Origin of the sequence: Capnocytophaga canis, assembly GCF_000827555.1 — a bacterium.
In the GTDB taxonomy this organism is placed as follows: domain Bacteria; phylum Bacteroidota; class Bacteroidia; order Flavobacteriales; family Flavobacteriaceae; genus Capnocytophaga; species Capnocytophaga canis.
The window spans coordinates 1-24,309 of the sequence record NZ_CDOI01000174.1 but is presented as its reverse complement, the minus strand read 5'-3'; the positions used below and the strand labels follow the sequence as shown (position 1 = coordinate 24,309).

At 34.6% G+C, this 24,309-nt stretch carries 24 protein-coding genes; 12 read left to right on the top strand and 12 right to left on the bottom strand.

All coding sequences use genetic code 11. The features are described from left to right. Window positions 1–211: 211 nt before the first annotated feature. The gene (locus CCAND38_RS09195; RefSeq protein ID WP_042344983.1) at window positions 212–475 is read right to left on the bottom strand and encodes an Ada metal-binding domain-containing protein; all 264 of its coding nucleotides are present in this window, start codon (window positions 473–475) and stop codon (window positions 212–214) included. A gap of 250 nt (window positions 476–725) precedes the next feature. Here CCAND38_RS09195 and CCAND38_RS09190 point away from each other — a divergent pair, with 250 nt between their 5' ends. After that, window positions 726–1,016: a DUF493 family protein gene (locus CCAND38_RS09190; RefSeq protein WP_042009711.1), complete on the top strand. Its 291-nt coding sequence runs from the start codon at window positions 726–728 to the stop codon at window positions 1,014–1,016. 110 nt (window positions 1,017–1,126) lie between these two features. Further along, on the top strand, window positions 1,127–2,050 hold the full coding sequence (gene gldA / locus CCAND38_RS09185; protein WP_042009708.1) for a gliding motility-associated ABC transporter ATP-binding subunit GldA: 924 nt from the start codon (window positions 1,127–1,129) through the stop codon (window positions 2,048–2,050). Here the strand turns inward: gldA and CCAND38_RS09180 are convergent. The 7 genes from CCAND38_RS09180 to panC form a co-directional block, all read right to left on the bottom strand. Then, on the bottom strand, window positions 2,047–3,567 hold the full coding sequence (locus tag CCAND38_RS09180) for a sulfatase family protein (RefSeq protein WP_042344981.1): 1,521 nt from the start codon (window positions 3,565–3,567) through the stop codon (window positions 2,047–2,049). The two genes, gldA and CCAND38_RS09180, sit on opposite strands and share 4 nt — an antisense overlap. 130 nt (window positions 3,568–3,697) lie before the next feature. Then, the gene (locus CCAND38_RS09175) at window positions 3,698–4,978 is read right to left on the bottom strand and encodes a replication-associated recombination protein A (protein ID WP_042344980.1); all 1,281 of its coding nucleotides are present in this window, start codon (window positions 4,976–4,978) and stop codon (window positions 3,698–3,700) included. 12 nt (window positions 4,979–4,990) lie between these two features. After that, window positions 4,991–5,311, bottom strand: a complete 321-nt coding sequence (locus tag CCAND38_RS09170) for a translation initiation factor (protein ID WP_042344979.1) — start codon at window positions 5,309–5,311, stop codon at window positions 4,991–4,993. 5 nt (window positions 5,312–5,316) lie between these two features. Beyond that, entirely contained in the window at window positions 5,317–5,604 is a 288-nt protein-coding gene (locus CCAND38_RS09165) for a hypothetical protein (protein ID WP_042009698.1), read from the bottom strand. 8 nt (window positions 5,605–5,612) lie between these two features. Further along, a complete protein-coding gene (locus CCAND38_RS09160; protein ID WP_042009695.1) occupies window positions 5,613–6,572 on the bottom strand; it encodes a ribonucleotide-diphosphate reductase subunit beta in 960 nt (319 codons plus the stop codon). Between the two features lie 213 nt (window positions 6,573–6,785). Further along, window positions 6,786–8,264 carry a proline--tRNA ligase gene (gene proS, locus CCAND38_RS09155; RefSeq protein ID WP_042344978.1) on the bottom strand — a complete coding sequence of 493 codons (1,479 nt, stop codon included), beginning with the start codon at window positions 8,262–8,264 and terminating at the stop codon, window positions 6,786–6,788. Window positions 8,265–8,469: 205 nt separating this feature from the next. Beyond that, the gene (gene panC / locus CCAND38_RS09150; RefSeq protein WP_082024979.1) at window positions 8,470–9,312 is read right to left on the bottom strand and encodes a pantoate--beta-alanine ligase; all 843 of its coding nucleotides are present in this window, start codon (window positions 9,310–9,312) and stop codon (window positions 8,470–8,472) included. Between the two features lie 109 nt (window positions 9,313–9,421). On the opposite strand from panC, the gene CCAND38_RS09145 reads away from it, so the two are divergent. The 5 genes from CCAND38_RS09145 (at window position 9,422) to CCAND38_RS09125 (ending at window position 14,956) form a co-directional block, all read left to right on the top strand. Next, window positions 9,422–10,228 (top strand): glycogen/starch synthase, encoded by an 807-nt coding sequence (locus CCAND38_RS09145; RefSeq protein ID WP_042344976.1) that lies wholly within the window; start codon window positions 9,422–9,424, stop codon window positions 10,226–10,228. Between the two features lie 32 nt (window positions 10,229–10,260). Continuing rightward, the gene (gene bamH, locus CCAND38_RS09140; protein WP_042344975.1) at window positions 10,261–11,844 is read left to right on the top strand and encodes a BamH family beta-barrel-assembly machinery protein; all 1,584 of its coding nucleotides are present in this window, start codon (window positions 10,261–10,263) and stop codon (window positions 11,842–11,844) included. Window positions 11,845–11,940: 96 nt separating this feature from the next. Further along, window positions 11,941–12,660, top strand: coding sequence for an ABC transporter permease subunit (locus CCAND38_RS09135; protein WP_042009681.1), 720 nt, complete (start codon window positions 11,941–11,943; stop codon window positions 12,658–12,660). Next, entirely contained in the window at window positions 12,657–14,333 is a 1,677-nt protein-coding gene (gene gldG, locus CCAND38_RS09130) for a gliding motility-associated ABC transporter substrate-binding protein GldG (RefSeq protein ID WP_042344974.1), read from the top strand. The genes CCAND38_RS09135 and gldG overlap by 4 nt, the downstream gene beginning before the upstream one ends. A gap of 86 nt (window positions 14,334–14,419) precedes the next feature. Next, window positions 14,420–14,956 carry a DUF4199 domain-containing protein gene (locus CCAND38_RS09125; RefSeq protein WP_042344973.1) on the top strand — a complete coding sequence of 179 codons (537 nt, stop codon included), beginning with the start codon at window positions 14,420–14,422 and terminating at the stop codon, window positions 14,954–14,956. A 477-nt stretch (window positions 14,957–15,433) separates the two neighbouring features. Here the strand turns inward: CCAND38_RS09125 and CCAND38_RS09120 are convergent, their stop codons facing one another. From CCAND38_RS09120 to CCAND38_RS09105, 4 genes are all read right to left on the bottom strand, one after another. Beyond that, window positions 15,434–15,979 (bottom strand): DUF4252 domain-containing protein, encoded by a 546-nt coding sequence (locus CCAND38_RS09120; protein ID WP_042009676.1) that lies wholly within the window; start codon window positions 15,977–15,979, stop codon window positions 15,434–15,436. Between the two features lie 14 nt (window positions 15,980–15,993). Continuing rightward, window positions 15,994–16,494, bottom strand: coding sequence for a GFO_1090 family protein (locus CCAND38_RS09115; RefSeq protein WP_042344972.1), 501 nt, complete (start codon window positions 16,492–16,494; stop codon window positions 15,994–15,996). An 18-nt stretch (window positions 16,495–16,512) separates the two neighbouring features. Then, a complete protein-coding gene (locus CCAND38_RS09110; protein ID WP_042344970.1) occupies window positions 16,513–16,941 on the bottom strand; it encodes a PG0215 family putative anti-sigma factor in 429 nt (142 codons plus the stop codon). A gap of 61 nt (window positions 16,942–17,002) precedes the next feature. Continuing rightward, window positions 17,003–17,530, bottom strand: a complete 528-nt coding sequence (locus tag CCAND38_RS09105; protein WP_042009668.1) for a GFO_1088 family ECF-type sigma factor — start codon at window positions 17,528–17,530, stop codon at window positions 17,003–17,005. 78 nt (window positions 17,531–17,608) lie between these two features. Here CCAND38_RS09105 and CCAND38_RS09100 point away from each other — a divergent pair, with 78 nt between their 5' ends. From CCAND38_RS09100 to CCAND38_RS09080, 5 genes are all read left to right on the top strand, one after another. Then, on the top strand, window positions 17,609–19,102 hold the full coding sequence (locus tag CCAND38_RS09100) for a GFO_1087 family putative carboxy terminal peptidase (RefSeq protein WP_042344969.1): 1,494 nt from the start codon (window positions 17,609–17,611) through the stop codon (window positions 19,100–19,102). A 99-nt stretch (window positions 19,103–19,201) separates the two neighbouring features. Next, the gene (locus CCAND38_RS09095; RefSeq protein ID WP_042344968.1) at window positions 19,202–20,242 is read left to right on the top strand and encodes a ferredoxin--NADP reductase; all 1,041 of its coding nucleotides are present in this window, start codon (window positions 19,202–19,204) and stop codon (window positions 20,240–20,242) included. Between the two features lie 146 nt (window positions 20,243–20,388). Continuing rightward, window positions 20,389–20,964: a Tll0287-like domain-containing protein gene (locus CCAND38_RS09090; RefSeq protein WP_042344967.1), complete on the top strand. Its 576-nt coding sequence runs from the start codon at window positions 20,389–20,391 to the stop codon at window positions 20,962–20,964. A 66-nt stretch (window positions 20,965–21,030) separates the two neighbouring features. Next, entirely contained in the window at window positions 21,031–22,329 is a 1,299-nt protein-coding gene (gene sufD, locus CCAND38_RS09085; protein WP_042344965.1) for a Fe-S cluster assembly protein SufD, read from the top strand. 319 nt (window positions 22,330–22,648) lie between these two features. After that, a partial coding sequence (locus CCAND38_RS09080; RefSeq protein WP_042344964.1) for an SLC13 family permease occupies window positions 22,649–24,309 on the top strand: 1,661 nt, incomplete at its 3' end.

The following is a 24,309-nucleotide window of genomic DNA, read 5'->3' as shown; positions in this document are numbered from 1 at the left end:
GGAGTGTAATTGTTATTAGCATTCAACAAAAATACAACTTTATTCCCTGATTGTCAAATTTTTATACCATCATACTTTTTAAAACATGACCAAAATTTTGATTTTAAGAAAAAATAACTGTTAACCTTTTTAATCTCATCTCTTAACTGATATCCATAAAGCAAAATTCGTCCTTAAGGCTGATTTTTAATGGCTTGTCAGTAAACATTATCTAAGGTTTACAGATTTTACAAGGAACATACCCTTGTTCGATAGCTGTTTTTCTGTTCTTTAACTTGGTTTTATTTTTATCTTTTATCTTATAAACTGAATTACAGTCAGTTCTGTGAAACTTTTTAGTATTTCGATTACCTACATAACTCTGCTGAATTTTTTCAACACATCCAATAACCGACTCATTACCATCAAGTGGAGCTACTTGTCGAATAAATGAGAGGTTGAAAATGAAAAGTAAAAAGAATATTTTCTTGAACATAGATTAATTTTATAGACTCCACGAAGGTACAAAAAATACTGATAAAATTCAAGTTTAAAACTTGTATCGTACTACAAAAATCCAATATCTTTGCGGAAAGAATGAAAATAAATATTTAATTTAATGGCTTTACGATTATTTTGTATACGTTATAAAATATTGTAAAACAATCATATAAAAAATTCATCGAATGCTAAAAAGCGTATTTTAAACTAATTCAAATTATTAATTATAGAAGTAATAGAATAAAATGAAAACAGAGCAAGAACAAAAAGAATTTTACGAGCGTTTAAAAAAAGAATTAGAAGAAACTTCTCAGTGGCCTTCAACCTATCTGTACAAATTCATCATACCTAACGATACTGAAAAAAAGCACACTTTGGAAGCTATTTTCGAAGGAAAAAAAGCTGATATCAAAACGCGTACATCATCAAATGGAAAATACACAAGTGTTTCGATTTCAATATTATTGCAAAACCCTGATGAAGTAATTGCATACTACAAAGAAGCTGGAAAAATTGAAGGTATTTTATCTTTATAAACCCATCCTTCTTCATCTGTTAATCGCGCCAAGGATTATACGAAAAAAGATATTCTTAAAATAAAACTATTCAAGAATTTTCTTGAATCTTTTAGAAAACTAACGAAAATATGTCGATAGAAGTAAAACAACTAACAAAAACTTACGGCAAACAAGTAGCTGTTAATCAAATCAATTTTTCGCTAAATAAAGGTGAAATTACGGGTTTTTTAGGGCCAAACGGAGCAGGAAAATCCACTACGATGAAGATGATTACAGGGTCATTAATACCAACTAATGGGGAAATTTTTGTCAATGGGATAGATATGATCAAAAATCCGATTGAGGCTCAACGAAATCTTGGCTACCTACCAGAGCACAATCCTCTGTATTTAGAAATGTACGTACGTGAATACCTTTGGTTCATGGGAAAATTATACAAAAACATTTCGAAAAAAAGAATTGAAGAAATCATTGAAATTACAGGACTTACACCTGAAAGTAACAAAAAAATTGAGCAGCTATCCAAAGGTTATCGTCAGCGTGTAGGACTGGCATCGGCACTGATTCACGATCCTGAAATTTTGATTTTAGATGAACCTACCACAGGTCTTGACCCTAATCAGTTAGTTGAAATACGTGGCATCATCAAAGAATTTGGAAAGAACAAAACCATTCTGTTATCATCGCATATTATGCAAGAAATTCAAGCAGTTTGTGACCGAGTGATTGTTATCAACAAAGGGAACATTGTCCTGGATCAGTCAATGAAAAACCTTCAAAATAAGGAACAAACCATTGAAGTAGCGTTTGACTTACGCGTAGAAGAACGTTTTTTACGACAAATTCCTATGCTAAAATCGGTAGTGAACATACACGAGTTCTTGTACCATATGGTATTTGACACACAAGAGGACATGCGTCCCAAACTGTTTGACTTCGCTAATGAAAATGGACTTAAAATACTGCAAATCAACCACAGACATAAGGATTTGGAGCAGTTATTCAGTGAACTAACACGAGATCAAACGAAAACTGCTCCAAAATCTATTTAATTCGATGAATGAAATACTTCTAAAGCTGTAGTGTCATCCAAAGCCTTAATTTCTTTTAATAATATGGATTTCATTTGCTTAGTTAACTTCTCTGTGGAACGTTTTCCATAAATATTATTCATCTCCTTAGGGTCTTTCTTCAAGTCGTAGAGTTCCCATCCATTATGTCGCTTGTAGAACCGAATGAGTTTGTACCGTTTATTTTTAATTCCAAAATGTGGCGAAACAGCATGTTCCCCATTTTCATAGTAATGGTAATAAACTGTTTCACGAGAAGGTCTCTTAGAGCCTTTCAACACATTCAAAAACGATTTCCCCTGAATATCAGCTGGAATTGGAATACCTGCTGCCTCCAAAAGAGTTGGGGCTATGTCCACATTCATCACAAAACTATCTGTTGACTTATTTCTTTTGATATATGTAGGGTACTTTATAACCATGGGTGTTCTAAAGGATTCCTCATACATCCATCTTTTATCATACCAGCCGTGTTCTCCCATGTAAAATCCTTGATCTGAGAGATATATGAATATTGTGTTATCGGCCAAATTATTTTTATGTAAATAGTCATTCATTCTTCCTATGTTTCTATCAAGAGAAACCGCCGTTGCATAATAATCTCTCATATAACGTTGAAACTTCCATTCGGTAAGAGCCTTTCCTGTCAATTTTTGACTCTCAAATTCTTTTTGAATTTGGTGATAGAAATCATTATAGGCTTTACGTTGTGATGGCGTCATCCGATTGAAGTTACCATCTTTTTCTTCTTGATTAGGGGGAAACATTTTCAGGTCATAACCCATCTGTAAATCTTTAGCGATGGTCATTTCTTGCATGGTAGCAGGAATTCGCCCCTTATAATCATCGTAAAAATTGTCGGGAAGAGGAAAGTTTACTTTCTCAAAGCTTCCTAAATCTTGAATATCGGGCATCCATGTGCGATGGGTAGCCTTATGCCCTACTATGAGACAAAAAGGCTTACTCTTGTCACGGTTATCCAGCCACTGTTCGGCTTCATTTTCAACAATATCAGTCACGTACCCTTCTTCACGAACAACTTTTCCTCCAGGAACATAGAAATCGGGGTTAAAATAATGCCCTTGTCCGATTAAAATTTTAAAAAAATCAAATCCTTTTGGATCTTTTCCTAAGTGATATTTTCCAATCCACGCTGTTTGATAACCGTTTTCTTGCAAAATATTCACAAATTGCTGCTGATTTGAATTGTAGCGTGAAGTTTCATTATCGGTATATCCGTTCTTATGGCTAAACTTACCCGTAAGGATACAGGCTCGACTTGGGCCACATATTGAATTAGCCACATACGCCTTATTGAAAGTCATCCCCTGCTCTGAAAGTTTATCGATGTGGGGTGTATAAGAAGTTTTCCCTTCGTTGTATGCCCCTATGGATTGAAAGGAATGATCATCGGAAATAATAATCACAATATTAGGCCTTTGCTGTGCTAAAACCACACAAGAAAAGAAAAAACTACATAAAAAAAATACTTTTTTCATTTTGACTTTTTATAAAATTTAATTAAACAAAACTTGAAGTGCTGACAAAGTTACAAAAAATATATTTAGCACCATATTTTTTACGAATAATGAGACGAAAACAAAGTTCGAAGCACTACCTTTGCTTCTTTCAATATCCGTATCTTTTGCCCCATAGGTTTCTCAAATATTCTCTTAACCCATTTTCGCGAACGTTATCTGCGGGGTCATAAAAACGATACCCTTGTAACTCTTCGGGTAAAAAATCCTGAAAAACAAAACTTTGTGCATAGTCATGGGAATATTTATAATCTTTCCCGTAGTTGAGTTCTTTCATCAATTTAGTAGGAGCATTCCGCAGATGAATCGGTACAGAAAGATCTCCTGTTTGCTTAACGACTTGTTGTGCGGTGTTTATAGCCTTATACGATGCATTACTTTTGGGTGAAGAAGCCAAATAGATCGCACACTGACTCAAAATGATTCTCGCTTCCGGATATCCGATAGTAGTTACTGCCTGAAAGGTATTGTTTGCCAAAATTAACGCTGTAGGGTTGGCATTGCCAATATCTTCTGATGCTAAAATAAGCATCCGACGAGCGATGAATTTGACATCTTCACCTCCTTCAATCATACGTGCTAACCAGTAAACTGCTCCATTAGGATCGCTTCCTCGGATGGATTTGATAAATGCTGAAGTCAAGTCGTAATGCTGTTCACCTGTTTTGTCGTACAACACCGTATTCTTTTGAACAATTTGCATCACTTTCTCATTAGTAATTTCGATGGTTTCACCTTCTGAAAAAGCATTTACAATAAGTTCGAAGGTATTTAGTAATTTTCTACCGTCACCTCCTGACAATCGAAACAGGGCTTCCTTCTCTGTGACTTGTATCTTTTTTGTTCGTAAAATACTATCTTTCTCAATTGCATTTTTAAGCAATTTTTCCAAATCTGCCCGATCAAAGGCATTTAGTACATACACCTGACAACGCGACAACAAGGCTGGAATAACCTCAAAACTTGGGTTCTCAGTAGTTGCTCCAACCAATGTTATCCAACCTTTTTCAACGGCTTGTAACAAAGAGTCCTGCTGAGTTTTATTGAAACGATGAATTTCATCAATAAATACAATAGGATTCTTAGCCGTAAACAAACCACTGCTATTTTTGGACTGCTCAATGACTTCGCGTACCTCTTTAATACCTGAACTGATAGCACTTAGCGTAAAAAAAGCTCGTTTGCTTTCCAAAGCGATAATGTTTGCCAATGTAGTTTTACCAGTTCCAGGAGGTCCCCAAAAAATCAACGATGGAAGCCAACCACTTTCAATTTGTTTCCGAAGAGATCCATTTTCTCCTACCAAATGTGTTTGTCCTACATAGCTCGACAGAGAATTTGGACGCATACGTTCCGCTAATGGTACATTCATCATTTCATGGATTTATCCTCCAACTCTTTTTACTTTAAATCCTTTATTTCTAAGGAATTGCATAATCTTATCTCGGTAATCTCCTTGAATGATAATTTTCTCGTTTTTCACCGAGCCTCCAACTCCTAAAAAAGTTTTCAATTCTTTCGATAAGATTTTGAAATCACTGTCTGCCCCATTGTACTCTTCAATAATGGTAACAGGCTTACCATTCCTTTTCTCATATTTACAAATCAAAGGATTGTCTTGCAACCAGACATTAGATGCTTCCTTTTCAGGGATTTCCTCTTCAACATGATTCGGAAATAAGTTTTTCAATTGATCTCGTAACATAAAAATTAATTGAATTCCAACATCAAAATCACTAAGGCTAATATCATAGAAGCCATGATAACACCTTTTGCTCTATTATCCTGCCCTAACCGTAAAAGAACAAAAAAAGAAGCCAAATCAAGCAATCCTCCTAAGGCAATCAACGCTCCTAAATATCCTTTAACATAAGCATCTCTTATCGTTAACTCAATGCTATGCCGTGAAAAAATTAGTATGTAGAGTAGAATACCTAAAGCATTAGCTATCAGCCCTACAAATAGACCAATGATGATATCTTTTTGATGTTTTTTCATCGTATAAATTAAAATAAATCATTTGCACTAATACTCTTATCGTGCTTTGTATAATCTACTGGACGTTTGGCAAAAAAATCATCTAACGAATTTGAAAAAACTTCTTCCTCAAACCACAGCATAGGCTTTGCTTGATCAGTTGTAATACCAAAAGGTTTCCCGAAACCAAGTTGTGTCAAGGAATCATCCAAGCGATAGCGCATATAATTTGCTAAATCTTCTTTGGAAAAAAACTCAATTTCTCCTTCTTCAAAAATCCAATCTAACATTTTATCCTCCAACTGGATATAATTTCTTATGAACTCAGTTGCTTCCGTTTGAGCATGTTCTTTCATTGCAGGATTTTCTTCAAATATTTTTTTGAGAATGTATATTCCTGCGTTGGCATGTAGTTGCTCATCAACTGAAGTCCAAGCGATGATATTCGCTACATTTTTCATATATCCTTTAAAGCGTGTGAAAGACAAAATGGTAGCAAATTGACTAAAAAGAGAAGCGTTTTCGATGATAAGTGTAAAAAACAGGATACGTTGCATAGCATTTTCCTTATTTTTTGCCAAATATTCCTTTAAAACTAGATTTCTTTCCTTAAAAATAGGCACTTCCAACAAATTTTCAAATTCATTATTATAGCCCAACACTTCTAACAGACGAGAATATGCCTCACTATGCCGAAATTCGCATTCAGCAAAAGTAGCTCCTAACCCATTGAACTCAGGTTTAGGGAAAAGATCATAAAGATCGCCCCAAAATGTTTTAACAGAAACTTCCACTTGGGCTATTCCCAACAAAGCTCTTTTCACAGCTTCTTTTTCTACTATGGACAAGTTGGCTTTAAAATCCTGAATGTCTGCCGTAAATTCCACTTCTGAATGCACCCAAAATGATTTGTGCATTGCATTTACAAATTCCATAACCTCCGGATATTCAAAAGGTTTGTAACTTTCGCGTTTATCAAATATTCCCATAATCTATATTCTTTTTGACTGCGAAGATACAAGTTTTTTAGCCTTTAAAACAAATTTAAAATGCCATTAAAATGTTAATTTTTTTAATAACATGTTTTTTAGGAAGTTATGTTTTCGTAGATAAATTTACATTTTCCTGAGTTTTAAAAAATACCAAAGCAGAAACTGAATTGTTCAATTTCTGCTTTGATTTTTTTATGATTTAATCATGTACTAATACGCCTTTGCAAATAAAACTCTTTTTGCGGAAGGCTTACCCGTTACCATACAAACTCCTACTTCTTCTTTGGCTTCCAACGGAATACAACGTATAGTTGCTTTGGTTTCTTCCTGAATACGCTGTTCGGTTTCAGTAGTACCATCCCAATGAGCTGCAATAAACCCTCCTTTGCTTTCTAAAACCTCTTTGAACTCTTGGTATGAATTTACTTCGGTAATATGTGCATTTCTATAATCCAAGGCTTTTTTATAAATATTCTCTTGAATTTCCTGTAAGAGTTTCTCAATGTATTCTACGATGCTATCTCCAGAAACAGTTTCTTTGGTTAGTGTGTCACGACGAGCGACCTCGAAGGTATTGTTTTCCAAATCACGTTGTCCAACTGCTAAACGTACAGGTACCCCTTTCAGCTCATATTCATTGAATTTGAATCCTGGTTTATGGGTATCTCTATCGTCAAATTTTACAGAAATACCTTGTTTTTTGAGTGTTGCCATTAGTGGTAGTACACGCTCACGAACAGCTTCTAACTGCTCCTCCCCTTTGTAAATAGGAATGATTACTACTTGAATAGGAGCTAATTTAGGTGGAAGTACCAATCCATTATCATCACTATGCGTCATAATCAATGCACCCATGAGTCGGGTAGATACCCCCCATGAGGTCGCCCAAACATAGTCCAATGTGCCTTCTTTGGAAGCAAACTTCACATCAAATGCTTTAGCGAAATTCTGTCCCAAAAAATGTGAGGTTCCTGCTTGTAGGGCTTTTCCATCCTGCATCAAAGCCTCAATACAATAGGTTTCATCAGCTCCTGCAAAGCGTTCCGATTCGGTTTTAAACCCCTTAATAACAGGAACACACATGAAGTTTTCTACAAACTCGGCATATACTTCTAACATTTTTTCAGCTTCCTCAAGAGCCTCTGCTTTGGAGGCATGAGCTGTATGTCCCTCTTGCCATAAAAATTCAGCAGTACGCAAGAATAAACGTGTACGCATCTCCCAACGTACTACGTTTGCCCATTGATTGATAAGAATTGGCAAATCACGATAGGACTGAATCCAGTTTTTGTACGTATTCCAAATGATTGCTTCCGATGTGGGGCGAACTACTAATTCCTCTTCCAATTTAGCTTCGGGATCAACCATGAGTTTTCCTTTTGCGTTTGGATCTGTTTTCAATCGATAGTGAGTTACAACAGCACATTCTTTGGCAAAACCTTCAGCGTTTTTCTCTTCTGCTTCGAAAAAACTACGGGGTACAAACAACGGAAAATAAGCATTCACGTGTCCAGTTTCCTTAAACATACGGTCAAGTTCAGCTTGCATTTTTTCCCATATCGCATATCCGTATGGTTTGATAACCATACAACCACGTACACCTGAATTTTCTGCCAATTCAGCTTTTACTACTAACTCGTTATACCACTTTGAGTAGTCCTCACTTCGTCTTGTTAAATCTTTACTCATATTTTTACTTGTAGATTTTTTTGTCTGTTATGCCTCTTCTCACAAAAATATCACTAACAGGAGTTAAGTTGTTTTACTCATGGTAGAATATCTCACACAGGCAAATTTATAAAATTATTGGATACTGTATGTTTTTTGTTTGACTTTTTTAATGTTCCTCAAAAGTTAATTGCCAAAATAATATATGAAAAAACAAATAATCCTCTTAAAGTTCCATGTTGTCTATAAGGCGTACTCCCTCAGCATAAACGGCAATGAAAGCTCGGTATCTTTTGCCTATTTCTTTAGCTGTAGCTGTTTGTAAGGTATCGGCTTCGGCTATGGTGAAATATTCTAATTCAAAATCCTTATCATCGGTAAAAGCTTTTGTTACATATTCGTTAATTTCAATAATATTTTTTGTAATAAACAGCTCTTTAACCTCTTGCAAAATTTTGTAAATGAATGTTGCTTTTCTTTGCATATATTCACTAAGCAATTGATTTCTAGAACTTAAAGCTAACCCATCTGCATTTCTAACAATAGGACACCCGATAATTTCAACTGGTAATTGAGTGATTTCTACCATCTTTTTAACGATAAGTAGTTGTTGATAGTCCTTCTGACCGAAATAGGCTTTTGTAGGAGTCACAATCTCAAAAAGTTTTTTAACAACTGTACCTACACCGTCAAAGTGTCCTGGGCGGAAAGCTCCCTCCATAACGCGATCTAATCCATGAAAATCAAAAAAATCTGAGCTTACATTCGTTCCATAGATATCCGAAATTTCAGGCGAATACACCAAAATATCTTTGCTGATAGTAGCTATTTTTTCAACATCAGCTTCCAATGTTCGAGGATATTTCTCCAAATCTTTTGGATTGTTAAACTGAGTTGGATTTACAAAAATACTAACCACAACAACATCGTTTTCTTCCAATGCTTTTTTCATTAGAGATAGGTGTCCGTTGTGTAAAGCTCCCATAGTAGGGACAAAACCGATGCTTTTTCCTGCCTTTTTAAAATCAGAAATCACGGTATTTAGTTTCTTCTGCTGAGTGTATATCATCATCATCCAAATATTAAAAAATGCAAACTTATAAGTTTTTTATGGATTTCTGCATATTTTTTTGTACTTTTGTGGCTTCCAAAGCTAACGAAAAAACAATTTACTTTTTATGACTGACAAAAAAGTGCTTTTTGTTTCCTCTGAAGTATTACCATATTCTTCTGAAAATGAAATCTCTAAGATGTCATTTGAGACCCCCAGAATGGTCAATAGTTACGGAGGACAGATACGGATATTTATGCCACGTTTCGGGAGTATCAATGAAAGACGACATCAGTTACACGAGGTCATTCGGCTTTCAGGAATGAATATTGTTATCAACGATATTGATGTGCCTTTAATCATAAAAGTGGCATCAATTCCGAAAGAGCGTATCCAAGTCTACTTCATCGACAATGACGAGTATTTCAAGCGAAAAGCTACGTTTGTTGATGAGGATGGGGTCTTATTCGCTGACAATGATGAACGTTGTATTTTTTTCGCAAAAGGAGTTGTTGAAACCGTTAAGAAATTGAATTGGTTGCCTGATATCATCCATGTTCACGGATGGTTAGCTTCGCTACTACCTTTATATTTAAGAACTTACTACAAAGACGAACCTATTTTTTCAGAGAGTAAAATCATAACTTCGGTTTTCAATCAAGATTTTGAAGGCTCTTTAAGATCCGATATCACTAGCAAGGTAGCTTTTGATGGGATCAACAAAAAAATGGCTGAACATTTGGCCGAGCCTAACTATTTCAATATGATGCGTGTAGCTTCTAAATATTCGGATGGAGTCATTGTTGTTGGCGACAACGTGCCTGAAGATTTCAGCTCCTACATAAACGGATTAAAAAAACCTATCCTTTTTAATTCCGACATGGAAACCTTCCAAGCTTCATACAGAGAATTTTACCAACAATTTTTAAAATAAAAACACTAAAATCAATAATATAGCATAATTATATGAATAAATCCAAATATGCAGGTATTTTTTCCTTTTTGGGATTGACCATCTTATTATCGTCTTGTACAGATGATTCTTTCAAAGAAATTAAGAGTGATTTACTGAAAGACCCTAATTTTGAAACGGCGGTGTTCGACGCCTCTGTGTCTGTCGAAAATATTGCTAAAAATAGAGTGCAAACTAATGGGTTGGGTGGTTACCTATTAGGGGAGTACACGCAGAAGCCTTTTGGAAAGAAAAAAGCTAGTATTATAGCTCAAGTGCAGTTGCCTTCGGTAAGTCCCATCTTCGGTGATAAAGCTCAGAGTTCTGAGAATACGGATAATAAACCAGAAAAAGAAACTGTGACGGAAGCGTATCTGTATCTACCATATTTTAACCCATACAGCACTCGAAGCAACACGGCATATGTTACTGAAACGGAATATGCTCTTGATTCTATTTACGGGAATACAAAGGCATCATTCAAAGTAAATGTACAAGAATTAACCTATTTTTTGAGAGACATTGATCCTGCTCAAAATTTAGCTCCTCAGCGTTACTATTCTGATTTTGAAGTAAGTAATCATTTAGGTACTACTCTAACAAACGCAAATAATGCTGAAACTGTAACCATATCTAAAAAATCAATCACACGCAATCAGTTCGACAACCCAACTACCCCTGATGACGAATCAAAAGGCGTTGCAGATGTCTTAGCTCCAGGAATTAGAATTGCTTTAGACCCTGAATTTTTCCAAACGAAAATCATTAGTAAAGAGGGAACTACAGAATTAGAAAACCAAAATAACTTTAAAAATCACTTCCGTGGAATTGTAATTGATGCTGATGGTTTTTCCGATAATTTGATGATGCTTTTAGACATGTCAAAAGCTAAAATTGAGCTTGTCTACACCTATGAAACCGAATCGAATAATCAAAAGGCTACTTTGAAAAAACGATATGATATGAACGTAAATGGTATTACGTTCAATACATATACTACTGAGGATGAAAGTATCTCTTTGGAGACCGACAGTAATAACATTTCACGTATTTATTTGAGTGGAGGAATAGGTCAAATAGCTAATTTAAAACTCTTTACAGATGCTGAACTGGCTGAAATTCGGCGACGTGATGTGCTTATCACAGATGCGAGTTTATATTTATATGTTGATCAGTCAGTTACCTACGGAAAGGAACCTGAACGTATTTTTATTTATAATGCGAAAACAGGTGCTGTTATTGCGGATTATGTCAACGACCCTACCAGCACACTCCAATCGGCTGAAGGTTCACACCTGATTCACTTAGGGAAATTACAGAAACAAAACAACAAAGGTAATTACTACCAAATCCGATTGACAACGCATGTGATCAACATTATCAAAAACAAAGTTGAGAATGTTCCTCTGGCAATTGCTGTAGCTTCAACTGTGAAAAACCCATACGTTGTAAATTATTTTGATTCTGCAAATAAAAAACGAGTAATTCCGACAACATCCGTAGTAACCCCCTTGAGTACGGTAATTTACGGAAATGACGCCAGTATTGATGACTCTAAACGTTTAAAGTTAAGAATCAATTATTCAAAATTGAGATAACACACCCATCATACTTGGATGTGTTATCTTAAAAGATGTTCCAAAATAGAAATTCTCACAACAAAGGATACTACTTTGATCCTATATTTCGAATTTATGTTCGCTCTATTTAACAAAGAAATACGGTATTTTTTTACATCTGCCATTGGCTTTACAGTCATAGGGCTGTTCATAGTTTTGAATGGGATTTTCCTTTGGATTCTAAAAACTGACTATAATATTTTCAACGGCAATTCCGCTGATTTATTACCTTTTTTTCGTTTATCATCGTGGATTTTTGTCTTTTTAGTACCTGCACTCACCATGCGAAGCATCTCCGAAGAAAAACGTAGTGGTATGTTACAGTTACTTTTTACTAAACCGATTAGTGTATTTCAGATTGTTTTAGGAAAATATTTAGGAATCTTATTCCTGTTATTTGTTACCTTACTCCCTTCATTATTGTACGTTTACATCATATGGATTTTAGGTAATCCTGTTGGGAATTTGGACATAGCAAGCACAGTCGGCTCCTATATCGCTTTATTTCTGTTGTCAGCAACCTTTGGTGCAGTAGGTCTGTGGTCATCCTCAGTGAGTAATAACCAAGTGATTTCCTTTATGTTAGCAGCATTCCTATGTTTTTTCTTTTTCTTTGGATTGGATCAGACAGCTATGTTACTCTTCCCTGACAGTGTTACAGCTTTTGGGTTTCAATCTCATTTTGATGCTATTAGCCGTGGAGTGATTGATACTCGTAATGTGTTCTATTTCCTTTCGTTTATTGCTTTTTTCTTATACACAACTACTTTATCATTAAAATACTACAAGCTATGAAAACATTTATTGATAAAATAGGAAGCAAAATCGGTATTGCCTTTATCATGCTACTTGTTTTCAATTGGATAATCTCACAATGGTACATTCGTTGGGATTTGACTCATGATAAACGCTATACACTCTCGGAAACTACGCGAAAAACATTACTAAAAATCAATCAACCTGTGGTGATTGATGTACTTCTGAAAGGAAATATCCCCATAGAGTTTAAAAAATTACAAACCGAAACCCTACAATTGTTAGAAGAATATGTCGCACAAAATAAAAATATTCATCTCAACTTTGTAAATCCTTTAGAAGAAGGAAATGACCCTCAACAAACCATTAATGAACTGATACAATTTGGATTAAATCCATTACAAATTTCGCAAACCGAAGCCGGAACGTCCTCAATTGAGTATATTTTTCCTTGGGCTGTGATTAGCGATAGTATTCAGTCGCAAAAAGTGTCATTGTTCGTCAATAAAATAGGGGTAACCGATCAAGAGCGTGTACAAAATTCCGTTCAACTATTGGAATACAATATAACGGATGCACTCCACAAATTAACACTCAAAAAACATAAAAAAATAGCTATACTCAAAAGTAATGGTACATTAAACGATACGTACATAGCTGATTTTTTGAAAACTATGAAGGACTACTATCTGATTGCTCCATTCACATTGGATTCAGTACCCACCCAACCCGAAAAAACTTTAGCTCATCTGCAATCGTATGATTTACTGATAGTTCCTAAACCAACAACCCCATTCACTGACCCTCAAAAGCAAGTGTTGGACCAATTTGTGATGAATGGAGGACGTGCCCTCTGGCTTATCGACCATGTAGGCATAGATATTCAAGATTTTTACACTCAAAACGGAACTGCCGTAGCGATGCCTATGAATCTGAATTTAGGAGATATGTTCTTTCAATACGGATTTCGAGTGAACTATACACTCATCAATGATCTGTATTTTTCTGACTTAATGATTGCCACAGGAGAAGGCAGTCAAACACGTTATATTCCAATTCCTTGGGTCTATAATCCCATGATACTATCACAAAACAACCACTTGATTAACAATAATTTAGATGCAATTCGTTTGCAATTTTCAAACAGTATTGATACTTTAAAAAATGGTATAAAGAAACGTGTATTACTAACAAGTTCACCAATTTCAAAAGCCGATGGAACGCCTCGAGAGGTCACGCTAAATGTAGATACCAAAAAGATGGACAAAAACGCTTATAAAAGTGGAAACATCCCCGTAGCAGTGCTTCTCGAAGGAGAATTTTCATCGGTTTATAAAGACAGAATAACACCTATTGAACTGAAAAACAACTTACAAACCAGTAAACCTACTAAAATGATCGTCATTGCTGATGGCGATATTATCAAAAATGACCTTAGCAACAATACTCCTTTGGAACTAGGACTTGACAAATGGACTAATCGATTTTATGACAACAAAGCCTTTTTACAGAATTCTGTTAACTACCTCTTGGACGACACTGACTTCTTATCCCTACGAAATAAAAAAGTACAATTAGCATTTTTAAACAAAGAAAAAGTAGCTGATTATCAATCAAGTTGGAAAATAAAAAGTATACTCTATCCTCTGTTGTTCCTCATTTTCACAATCCTTGGGATTCGAATAATTTACCAACGGAAATATAAAATTTAACTCTTTATAGTGTATTCTTCACACTGCCTTTGGAGATTTCATTTTTTTATATTAGTTTTGGGCTGTAAATTTTAATATTTTTTATCATGGAAATTAGAAAAACAGTCAACGCAAAAGACATTATGCTGAAGTACGGGATGTATTTTGGTGTTGGTCTCGTTGCTATTAGCGTGGTAATGTATACCACAGGAATGATTTATTCGAAAAGTATGATGGTTGGATTAGCTGCCTCTGCATTAAACCTATTAGTTTCTATCTTAGCAATTGTTTATGGCATTAAAGCCTTTAAAACAAGGAATGGAGGCTTTTTAGCTATGGGGGAAGCTCTAAAAATTGGGGTTGGTATCGCTCTGATTGGAGGAATTATTTCCGTATTGTACACCTACGTTTTTGTGAACTATATTGAGCCCGATTTCATGCGAAAAATGACAGAATTGCAGTTTGAAAACATGGGAGAATTAGGTATGGATATGTCCAATGTAGATATAGATGCTACAGTAGAAATGAGTAATAAAATGAGTGCTTTCACCTATATTTCCTCGTTAGTTGGATATTTGCTTTTAGGACTTATCGTTTCGGCAATCGCTGGAGCTGTAATGAAAAAACAAGAACAAGTTTATTAATAAACTTCATAAAAAATAAAAAAGAAGCTGTCTGAAAAGGCAGTTTCTTTTGTTTTTTAGGTACAAAAAAAATGAAACTTCCTATAACCATTTCTGAAAATTAAAAATTCACTTCAATGATTTATTTTTAGAATTCAATTTCTTTAAAAAAACACAGACCTCTTTCGCTTTGACCTACTTTTTTCATTTTTTGTGATTTTCTGAAGCTAATGCCTAATAACCATTAGTAGAAATGAATTTCTACTTTTTTATAATCTTATTGTTGCTTATTTAGTTGATTTTAGTTTTTACTTATTTCTGGTATTTTTTTCACGAAGTTTTTCATAAAAATTTTACTAATGCCGTTATATTTAGGGTTTATAATAAGGTTTATTAGAAAAGTTTAAACAGGTTCATTGTTGAAATATTTTTCAATAAAAACTTTGTCAAACCTAAAAAAGTTTGACAAAGTTTAAAATTGTAAGAGATTTTCTGGTGTTAATACAAAAGTTGTCTGATTTCAGAGATCACATTATGAGCTTTGTCATGATCCACAGAATTTCCAATATCGGTCAAATCAGAAGAAAGTTTGGAGAGTTCATCAATATTTAAATTTTGAGTAATCATACGCATCAAAGCAAATTTTTCTTTGTTTTGGCTTACTAATAAAATTACTTCTTTAATGTTATCATCACTTCCAACGTAGTTTACATTGATTTTATACTCTTTGTTTGAAATTTGTATCAACTCTTCATATTTGTCCGTTTTCAGGAGTTGTTTCACTTCTTGATATTCCTTTTGAAAATCTCCATTGTTTTTCTTTTCATACATAAGAATATGAACATTCTCTATAACATTCAAAATGTTTTTTTCATCAACACTGCTTCCTCCCAATTTTAAAAAATCTTTTGGAGAAAAGGTAATTGACTTAAAGTCCTTATTTTCAGAGTTTTTAACGATGTAACTTTGTAAACTGTTCGAATTACAGGATATTATTGAAATACTGATAAGAAAAAACAATAAAAGATAAACTATTTTTTTCATAGTATAAGAGAGTATTAAATTTGGTTCATTTCTTTAGGCAATATGTTGATGTTTTTGGACAACACTCCGATTTTATTCAAATCAACTTCACCTGTTAGAATCATCAATACAGTTTCTTTGTCTTCCTGAACAAACATCACCAATTCCGAAACAATGTCCTTTGTTTTTCCCTCTTTGACGTAGAATTTCACATTTGTATTTTTTTCTTTCACACGCATAAATTCCGAAAGACTACCTCCTTTTACATAGCTTTCTACTTCCTTTTTCATTTGTTGCGAAACACTTGCAGTTTCGGTAGAAAAGATTTTCAACGCTTTAAGTTTGTTAGCTATTTCCATAAACTCCTTAGTGTCAGGGTCGTTACTGTCTATTTTTGATAGCATCTGAAACATCTTTTGTGAGATGACTACGGTGGTTATATTTTCATTATCTTCATATTTGTCGAATATGGATTGACCAAATAATGCTACGTTGCAAAATAAAAAGCTTACTAAAAATAAAAATCTTGTTTTCATCGTATAATAATTTTAAAGTTACTCTAAGTTTTTGAATATTTTTTTTGTGTTTTTATCAAATTCGCCGAGATATACCATTTTTTCCGTACCTTTATTGTAGTTTACCGAAACAAGTTCCAAGGCGTATTTCACTTGCTGATAAATCAACTCGGCTTCTTGCTGTTCTCTTTGTTCTTTGACGTAAAACCATCCGAAAACGGCTGGAAAAATAGTTGCAGCAATTCCGATTTTCCAAAACAAAGAACGATTTTTAGGTGTTTTTACCGAAAATTCTTTTACAAGTCGCTCTTCTCTATTAGTTTTGAAATATGCAAACATCGGTTGATAATGTTTCAAATCTGATGCCACATTTTCAGAATTGAAATAGGTCTGTAAGGTTCTTTCTTCTTCGATTGAAGTTGTACCCTCGAAATATTTTTCTATTAATTCGTGTATTTTTTCGCTCATATTTTTTGTTAAATTGTTTTTTATTTTCTGCTGGGAAAATTTTTCATTATTATTTTTTCGGTTAATAAACTCGTGTTTGCTCTATCTTTGTTGTTAATTCTCCACGCAAGGATTCTCGGATGGTCTTTCTGGCTCGTGAGAGGATTACCCGAATAGTAGCCTCTTTAATTCCTGTAATTTTTTCAATTTCCTCAAATTCATATTGCTCAATATCACGTAATTGCATGATCATCCGCTGTTGCTCACTCAATCCATTGATTATGTTTTTTACTTGTTCCAAAAGATCTCTTGCTTCTACTTGTTTTTGCAAAGATATTTCATTTTCGGCTTGATAAGTAATATGGCTTAGTGAAATATTATCTGAACTTTTAGCTTTCAGCCTATCATAGCACAAATTTTTAGTAAGCGTCATGGCATAAGCTTCCCAATTCTTGATGGTTTCCATGGTGTTGCGTTGTTGCCACAACTTCATCAAGATGTCTTGCGACACATCTTCCGCCTCATCAGAGGATAGAAGCAAACGTTTTGCAAATCGGAAAATCTTATCTTGAAAAGGACGGATGCCATCTAAAAATGTTTGGTGTGTCATAACAAAAATAACTATTTTCTTTACTAAGAAGACGAATATATAAAAAAAATGTTACATTTGTGGTAAAAAAAATATGTTATGAGAAAAATATTATCTATTACTTTGTTGATTTTCAGTGTTTTTTCGTGTAAAAAAGATGTTGATGATACACCTAACGGAGGATTGATATCTCAACTGACTCCTGAGCAGCAAGTAGATTTACAGATAAAAAATTTTATTTGGAAAGGATTAAATTTGTATTATCTGTGGCAGGCCGATGTTCCTAATTTGGCGGACACTCGCTTTGCTCCTTCGTTAATTAGAACTAATTTTAATAATAAGGAATATGTTGATTTTCTGAAAAAAGGACAAGCTCCTGATAAATTTTTCTACTCATTGCTAAACAACTATCCGAAAATTGATAGATTTAGTTTTATCACCGATGACTACGAAGAATTAGAAAGAACTTTTGCAGGTCAGGTATATAGTTCAGGGATGGATTTTGCTCTTTCACGCTATGGAACTCAAGGAGGTGTTTTAGGTATTGTTCGCTATGTACTTCCCGATACGGATGCAGCACAAAAAGGCATAAAACGAGGAGATGTTTTCACGCAGGTCGATGGACAAGCCCTTACGATAAACAATTATCGGCAGTTGTTATTCAACGATAAAACATCTATGGTCATTGACATTAATCGCATTAAAATAGTTAATGATAAACCAACCATTGTTTCGGAAAACAGAACCGTTACCATGGCGAAAAAAAGCATTAAAGAAAATCCTGTACACATTTCAAAAGTGATTGAAAAAGGAAGTCACAAAGTGGGCTATTTGATGTACAATAGTTTTGTTGCTGATTTTGATTTACAACTCAACGAGGCATTTGGCATGTTTAAATCTAAAGGAATCAACGATTTGGTGTTGGACTTGAGATATAATGGCGGAGGGCGAATTTCATCAGCGGTGTATTTAGCATCTATGATTACAGGGTTGTCAAAACAAAACGTTTTTGCTAAAGAACGTTGGAACGACAAATTGCAACCAGCATTTAAAGATAGCGATATAACTAATTATTTTGCCGATAAAATCATAAAAGAAGGTGTAAGTCACCCAATAAATAGTCTTTCTGGGCTGAAAAGAATTTATATTTTAACCACAGAGAGAACAGCATCTGCCAGTGAATTGGTTATCAATGGATTAAAACCTTATATCGAAGTTATTCAAATCGGGGGAACTACTACAGGTAAAAATCAAGGGTCAATCACATTGTACGATAGTCCTGCTGGATACAACAAAAAGGGTGTTAATCCTAAGCATAAATGGGCGATGCAACCTTTGGTGTTGAAAATCGTAAATAAAGATGGAGAAGGGGACTATACCAGTGGTATTACTCCAAATCACGCCATTGAGGAAGATTGGGCAAACTTTGGTGAGTTGGGACAAGAAACAGAGCCATTTTTAGCAAAAGCCTTGGAGTTAATCACAGGAATCAATACTTCAGGAAAATCAATTCCTGCTCAGCCATTGATGCCTGTTAAACCGTTAGCAGACTCAAAAACATACAATTTCGGAGCAAACGAAATGTACAAATAAAACAAAAAATCAATAGGATAGCAAAGTTGTTCATTTATTGTTGTATTTTTGCAACCACTAAAGAATTCTTTGTTAAAACTCAATGGCTAATCGATTAAAATGAACAAATTTTATCAACTAACCGTAACAAAAATAGAAAAGCTAACGGCTTCGTCTGTGAAAATTACCTTTCAGGTGCCTGACCTTTTGCGTAAAGTGTTTTCCTACGAGGCAGGGGAGTATCTAACTCTACAGCAAACTATTGATAATCAAAAGATAAGAAGAGCTTATTCTATTTGTTCGGGCGTAAACGAGAACGAACTCAGTGTAGCGGTGAAGAGAGTTCCAAACGGAATCTTTTCAACATATGCCACCACCCAACTTAAGGAAGGTGACACATTAGAAGTGATGCCTTCAAAAGGAGCTTTTGTTTTCTTTTACGATATATTTGGTAATAAGGATATTATGTTATTTTCCGCAGGAAGTGGTGTAACGCCTATGATGAGCATCGCAAAAACGGCTTTGGCAAAAACGAATATCAAAGTAGTGTTCGTCTACGGAAATAAATCAAAGGAAGAGACTTTGTTTTTTGATGAAATAGAGTCTTTACGAGCCACGTATCCCGACCGATTTTTAGTACATTACGTGTTTAGCCAAGAGATGTGGGGGGACAATCTTTCAGGACGTATTAATGATCAGGTAGTGTCTTATATTTTTGAAAAATATAAGGATTTGAATTGGGGACGTTACTATGTTTGTGGGCCTAATCAGATGGTAGTAAACGTTAAAGAAAATATCCTCAATCGAGGAATTACGAAGGATCGTATTTTTACCGAATTGTTTGAAGCGGAACCTGCCAGTAATGATTTTACACAATTGAGAGGAAACGTAACCGTTTTTTCGATACTTTCGGGGAAAGAAATCGTTTTTGAAAGCCCTAAAAATCAGACCTTACTTAATTCCATACTCTCACAAGGCGTTGATGCACCTTACTCGTGCTTGAATGGAGTATGCAGTAGTTGTATTGGTAAGGTGACCGAAGGAGAGGTAAAAATGGCAAAAAACGAAACTTTGGTTGAAAAAGAAATTTCCGATGGTCTGGTACTTACCTGCCAAGCCTACGCAATGAGTGATGTGGTGAGAGTTACTTTTGATTATTAATGGTGGATATTTTATTTCTATGTACATATGGAAGTCAAGTAATAAAAGCTAATTTTTTCCGTAATAACCTTCAGATTTTCCCGTCATAATTTCAATAACAAATTTTTAAATAACAACAAATCATTCAAAAATAGAGAATCTAATTTATGAAAAAACTGTATTTTATTTTAATAGCTTTATTATTAGTAAGTTGCGTTAATACTCCTAAACCTCTTACGGAAGCTCAACGGACGGAATATATCGCTTTAGCGGATAGTGTAACCACTGAAACTCAGAAACTTCTTTTAATGAATGTTTCTAAAAAAATTGGAGAAGTAGGTTTTGTTGGAGCAGTCGATTTTTGCAATGAAAATGCTGTTCCATTGACAAATTCATTCGCAGACAACAGGTTTGAAATTAAGCGTTTATCGAATAAAAATAGAAATTCCGATAACGCTATAGCTACTGACATTGATCTTCAGGCATGGAATGAAATCACAGCCTTGATGGGAGACAAAAACCAGCCTAAACATATCCTGTTGGAGGAAGAGAATAAGATCTATTTTTACAAGGCTATTCCGTTAGGTATGCCTACTTGTTTGGCTTGTCACGGAAATACTCAAGGGGATATAACCGCTGAGGTTCAGAAAGTTATAGTAGATAAATATCCAAATGATAAAGCCGTTAATTATACCATGGGAGAACTTCGTGGTTTGTGGAAGATGACATTTGAAAGACAATAAAAAAGGTGTATATTTGCACCGTTTTTGAAAAAAAATACTAACATAATAAAGATAAAATCACAGTAGATGAGTTTACAGAAAAAATGGGTTGATTCATTTCAATTGTTTGAAAATAAGGAAGATATATTAAAAAATAAACGTCAAGAGGCAATTATTTTTTTTGAACAAAAGGGGTTTCCAACCAAAAAAGACGAAGCGTGGAAATATACCTCGCTTTCCACATTGTTAAAAAATGATTTTGAGATATTAGTTTCAAAACAAACATCATTGACATCTGAGGATGTGCGTCCATTTTGGATTCAAGAGGATAGTCACAAAGTAGTGTTTGTAGATGGGGTTTATTCATCGGAACTCTCTCAGGTACAGTCTGATAGTTTTATGGTTTCTTCATTCCGAGAGATATTAAAATCAGAGGATGCAGCTGATTTTACCTCAAAGTATTTTGATCGTGAGACTCGCAAGGACGATGTGTTTACTGCCCTCAATACAGCTTTTTCGAAAGATGGAATTTGTATCTATATTCCTAAAAATAAGGTGGTTGAAAAACCAATAGAATTACTTTTCCTTGCTACAGACTTAGGGAAAGCCATGTGTTATCAGCCTCGAAACATTATCGAAGTAGGGGAGAATGCGCAGGTGAAAATCATTGAAATGCATCATAATTTATCAACTCAAAAAGTGCTAACTAACGTAGTTACAGAGATTTTTGTAGATAAAAACGCTATTTTGGATTATTACAAAATTCAAAATGATAGTTTGACATCTTCAATGATTGATAATACCTATATCTCTCAAGAAGGAAACAGTAATGCTTCCGTGCATACGTTTTCTTTTGGAGGAGAACTTACGCGTAACAACCTTAATTTTTATCACCATGGAGAGCGTTTGGAGTCTACTTTGAAAGGGGTTACCATTCTTTCAGGTACACAACATGTTGATAATTATACACTTGTGAATCATGCAGAGCCAAACTGCGAAAGTCATCAGGATTACAAAGCTATTTTGTCTGACAATAGTGCAGGAGTGTTCAACGGAAAAATTATGGTAGAAAAAATCGCTCAGAAAACAAATGCTTATCAACAAAACGATACCATTTTACTTTCGAAAAAGGCTACCATAAATACCAAACCTCAGCTTGAGATTTTTGCCGATGATGTGAAATGTTCACACGGTTGTACTGTAGGTGAATTGGATAAAGATGCACTTTTCTATCTTCAAACTCGCGGAATCCCGAAAAAAGAAGGGGAGGCATTACTTACGTATGCTTTTGCAAATACTGTTTTGGAAAGTGTTCGTATTCCTGCGTTAGAGGATCGTGTTAGTGAAATGATTTCGGTTAAATTAGGTACTGGAGTTTTGATATAATTCCGTAAAATAGAAAATCATAAAATTGCGGAAATAATAACCCTAAAATCTACATTTTTGTAGATTTTAGGGTTGTTTTTTTGAAAAAAAATTATTACCTTTGGTGTCAAAATTGTTCTTTCATCGTCAACACTACCATATTATGAAAGGAAAATTAACTGAACCAAAGAAAAGTAATATATCAATAAAAAGCAAAGGGTAAAGTCTCATTGTTTGTTTTATACATCTTTAATAAGATATAAAGCAGACATTGGGACTTTTTCTTTTTAATTTGTTGTTAATTAGCTGATTATGTAAATTAATTATAAAAAATACAAGTATGATTTCGTTAAGCAGTACAATTTTAGGGTTTGATGCCTACGCTACTTTGGCAATTTTATTAGTAGCCGCGGTTTTTTTTGTCAGTGGGAAGGTGCGTGCCGATTTAGTTGCAGTATGTTCTTTAGTGCTTCTAATTACCTTTGGGATTCTTTCGCCCAAAGATGCCCTTTCAGGATTTTCTAATCCAGTAGTGATTATGATGTTAGGGCTTTTCATTGTTGGAGGGGCGATTTTTCAGACAGGATTAGCCAAAATGATTAGTAGCTACTTTCTTAAATTGGCAGGAGATAGTGAGATTAAATTGTTGATAATAATAATGTTGGTCACAGCTTCTATCGGAGCTTTTGTTAGTAATACAGGAACGGTGGCTTTGATGCTCCCCATTGTGATTAGCTTAGCTATGGCCAGTAACAAAATTAATATCAGTCGCTTGTTGATGCCGATGGCGTTTGCTAGTAGTTTAGGAGGGGTAATGACCTTGATTGGTACGCCTCCCAACTTGGTTATTGATGAAGTATTGATTGAAAAGGGATATCCACAATTGACATTTTTTTCGTTCACTTCTGTGGGAGTCATTGGATTGGTCGTAGGAATGTTGGTCATCATACCGCTGAGTAAAATTTTGATTAAGAAGAAAGAAAAAGTAGGGGAGGGAAGTGAAAAAAACGACAAAACTCCTTATGATTTAGTTCGAGAATATAAACTATCGAAAAATTTGTACAAAGTTCAGGTTCAAAAAGACTCTCCTTTTGTCGATAAAAGTTTAAAAGAGTTGCATACAACCGAGAAATATCATATCAATATATTAGAAATACGCCATAAATCACCTTTAGGAGCGCCTTTTTTTGAAAGTAATCATCAGGAGGTAGTAAATGCTAACTCAGTGATTTATGAAGGAGATATTCTTTATATTCAAGGAAAGAAAGACGATGTTCAGCAATTAATTGATGATAACAAATTACAACTTCTGGAGTTAAAAGGAAATAAAGATGAAACTGAAGTGCTAAAATTCTCAGATATTGGTATCGCTGAAGTATTGGTGATGCCTGCTTCAAAATTGGTTAATGTACCTGTTAAAAAAAGTCGTTTACGAGAGCACTTTGGATTAAACATTTTGGGAATTCAACGGCAAGATACGTATCTTTTACAGGATATTAAAGATGAAAAAATACATACAGGAGATATTCTTTTGGTACAGGGAACGTGGGACAATATTGTGAAGTTAGGAGCTGAACGTAGTCAATTAGTAGTATTAGGACATCCACTTGAGGAGGCTTCAAAAGTCACGTTGACACACAAAGCGCCTATCGCAGCAGTAATTATGATTGCCATGGTAGTAGCTATGATGTTTGATTTTATTCCTATTGCACCAGTAACGGCCGTAATCATAGCTTCAATTTTGATGGTTGTTTCCGGAGCATTGCGAAACGTTGAAGCTGCCTACCAGACTATAAATTGGGAAAGTTTGGTACTTATCGCAGGAATGTTACCCATGGCAATGGCATTGGAAAAGACAGGAGTCTCACATTATGTTTCCGAAATGTTGGCACAGAATTTAGGGAATAATCCTTACATACTATTGGCAGGTATCTATTTTACAACTTCTGTATTAACACTTTTTATCAGCAATACAGCAACAGCCGTATTATTAGCTCCTAT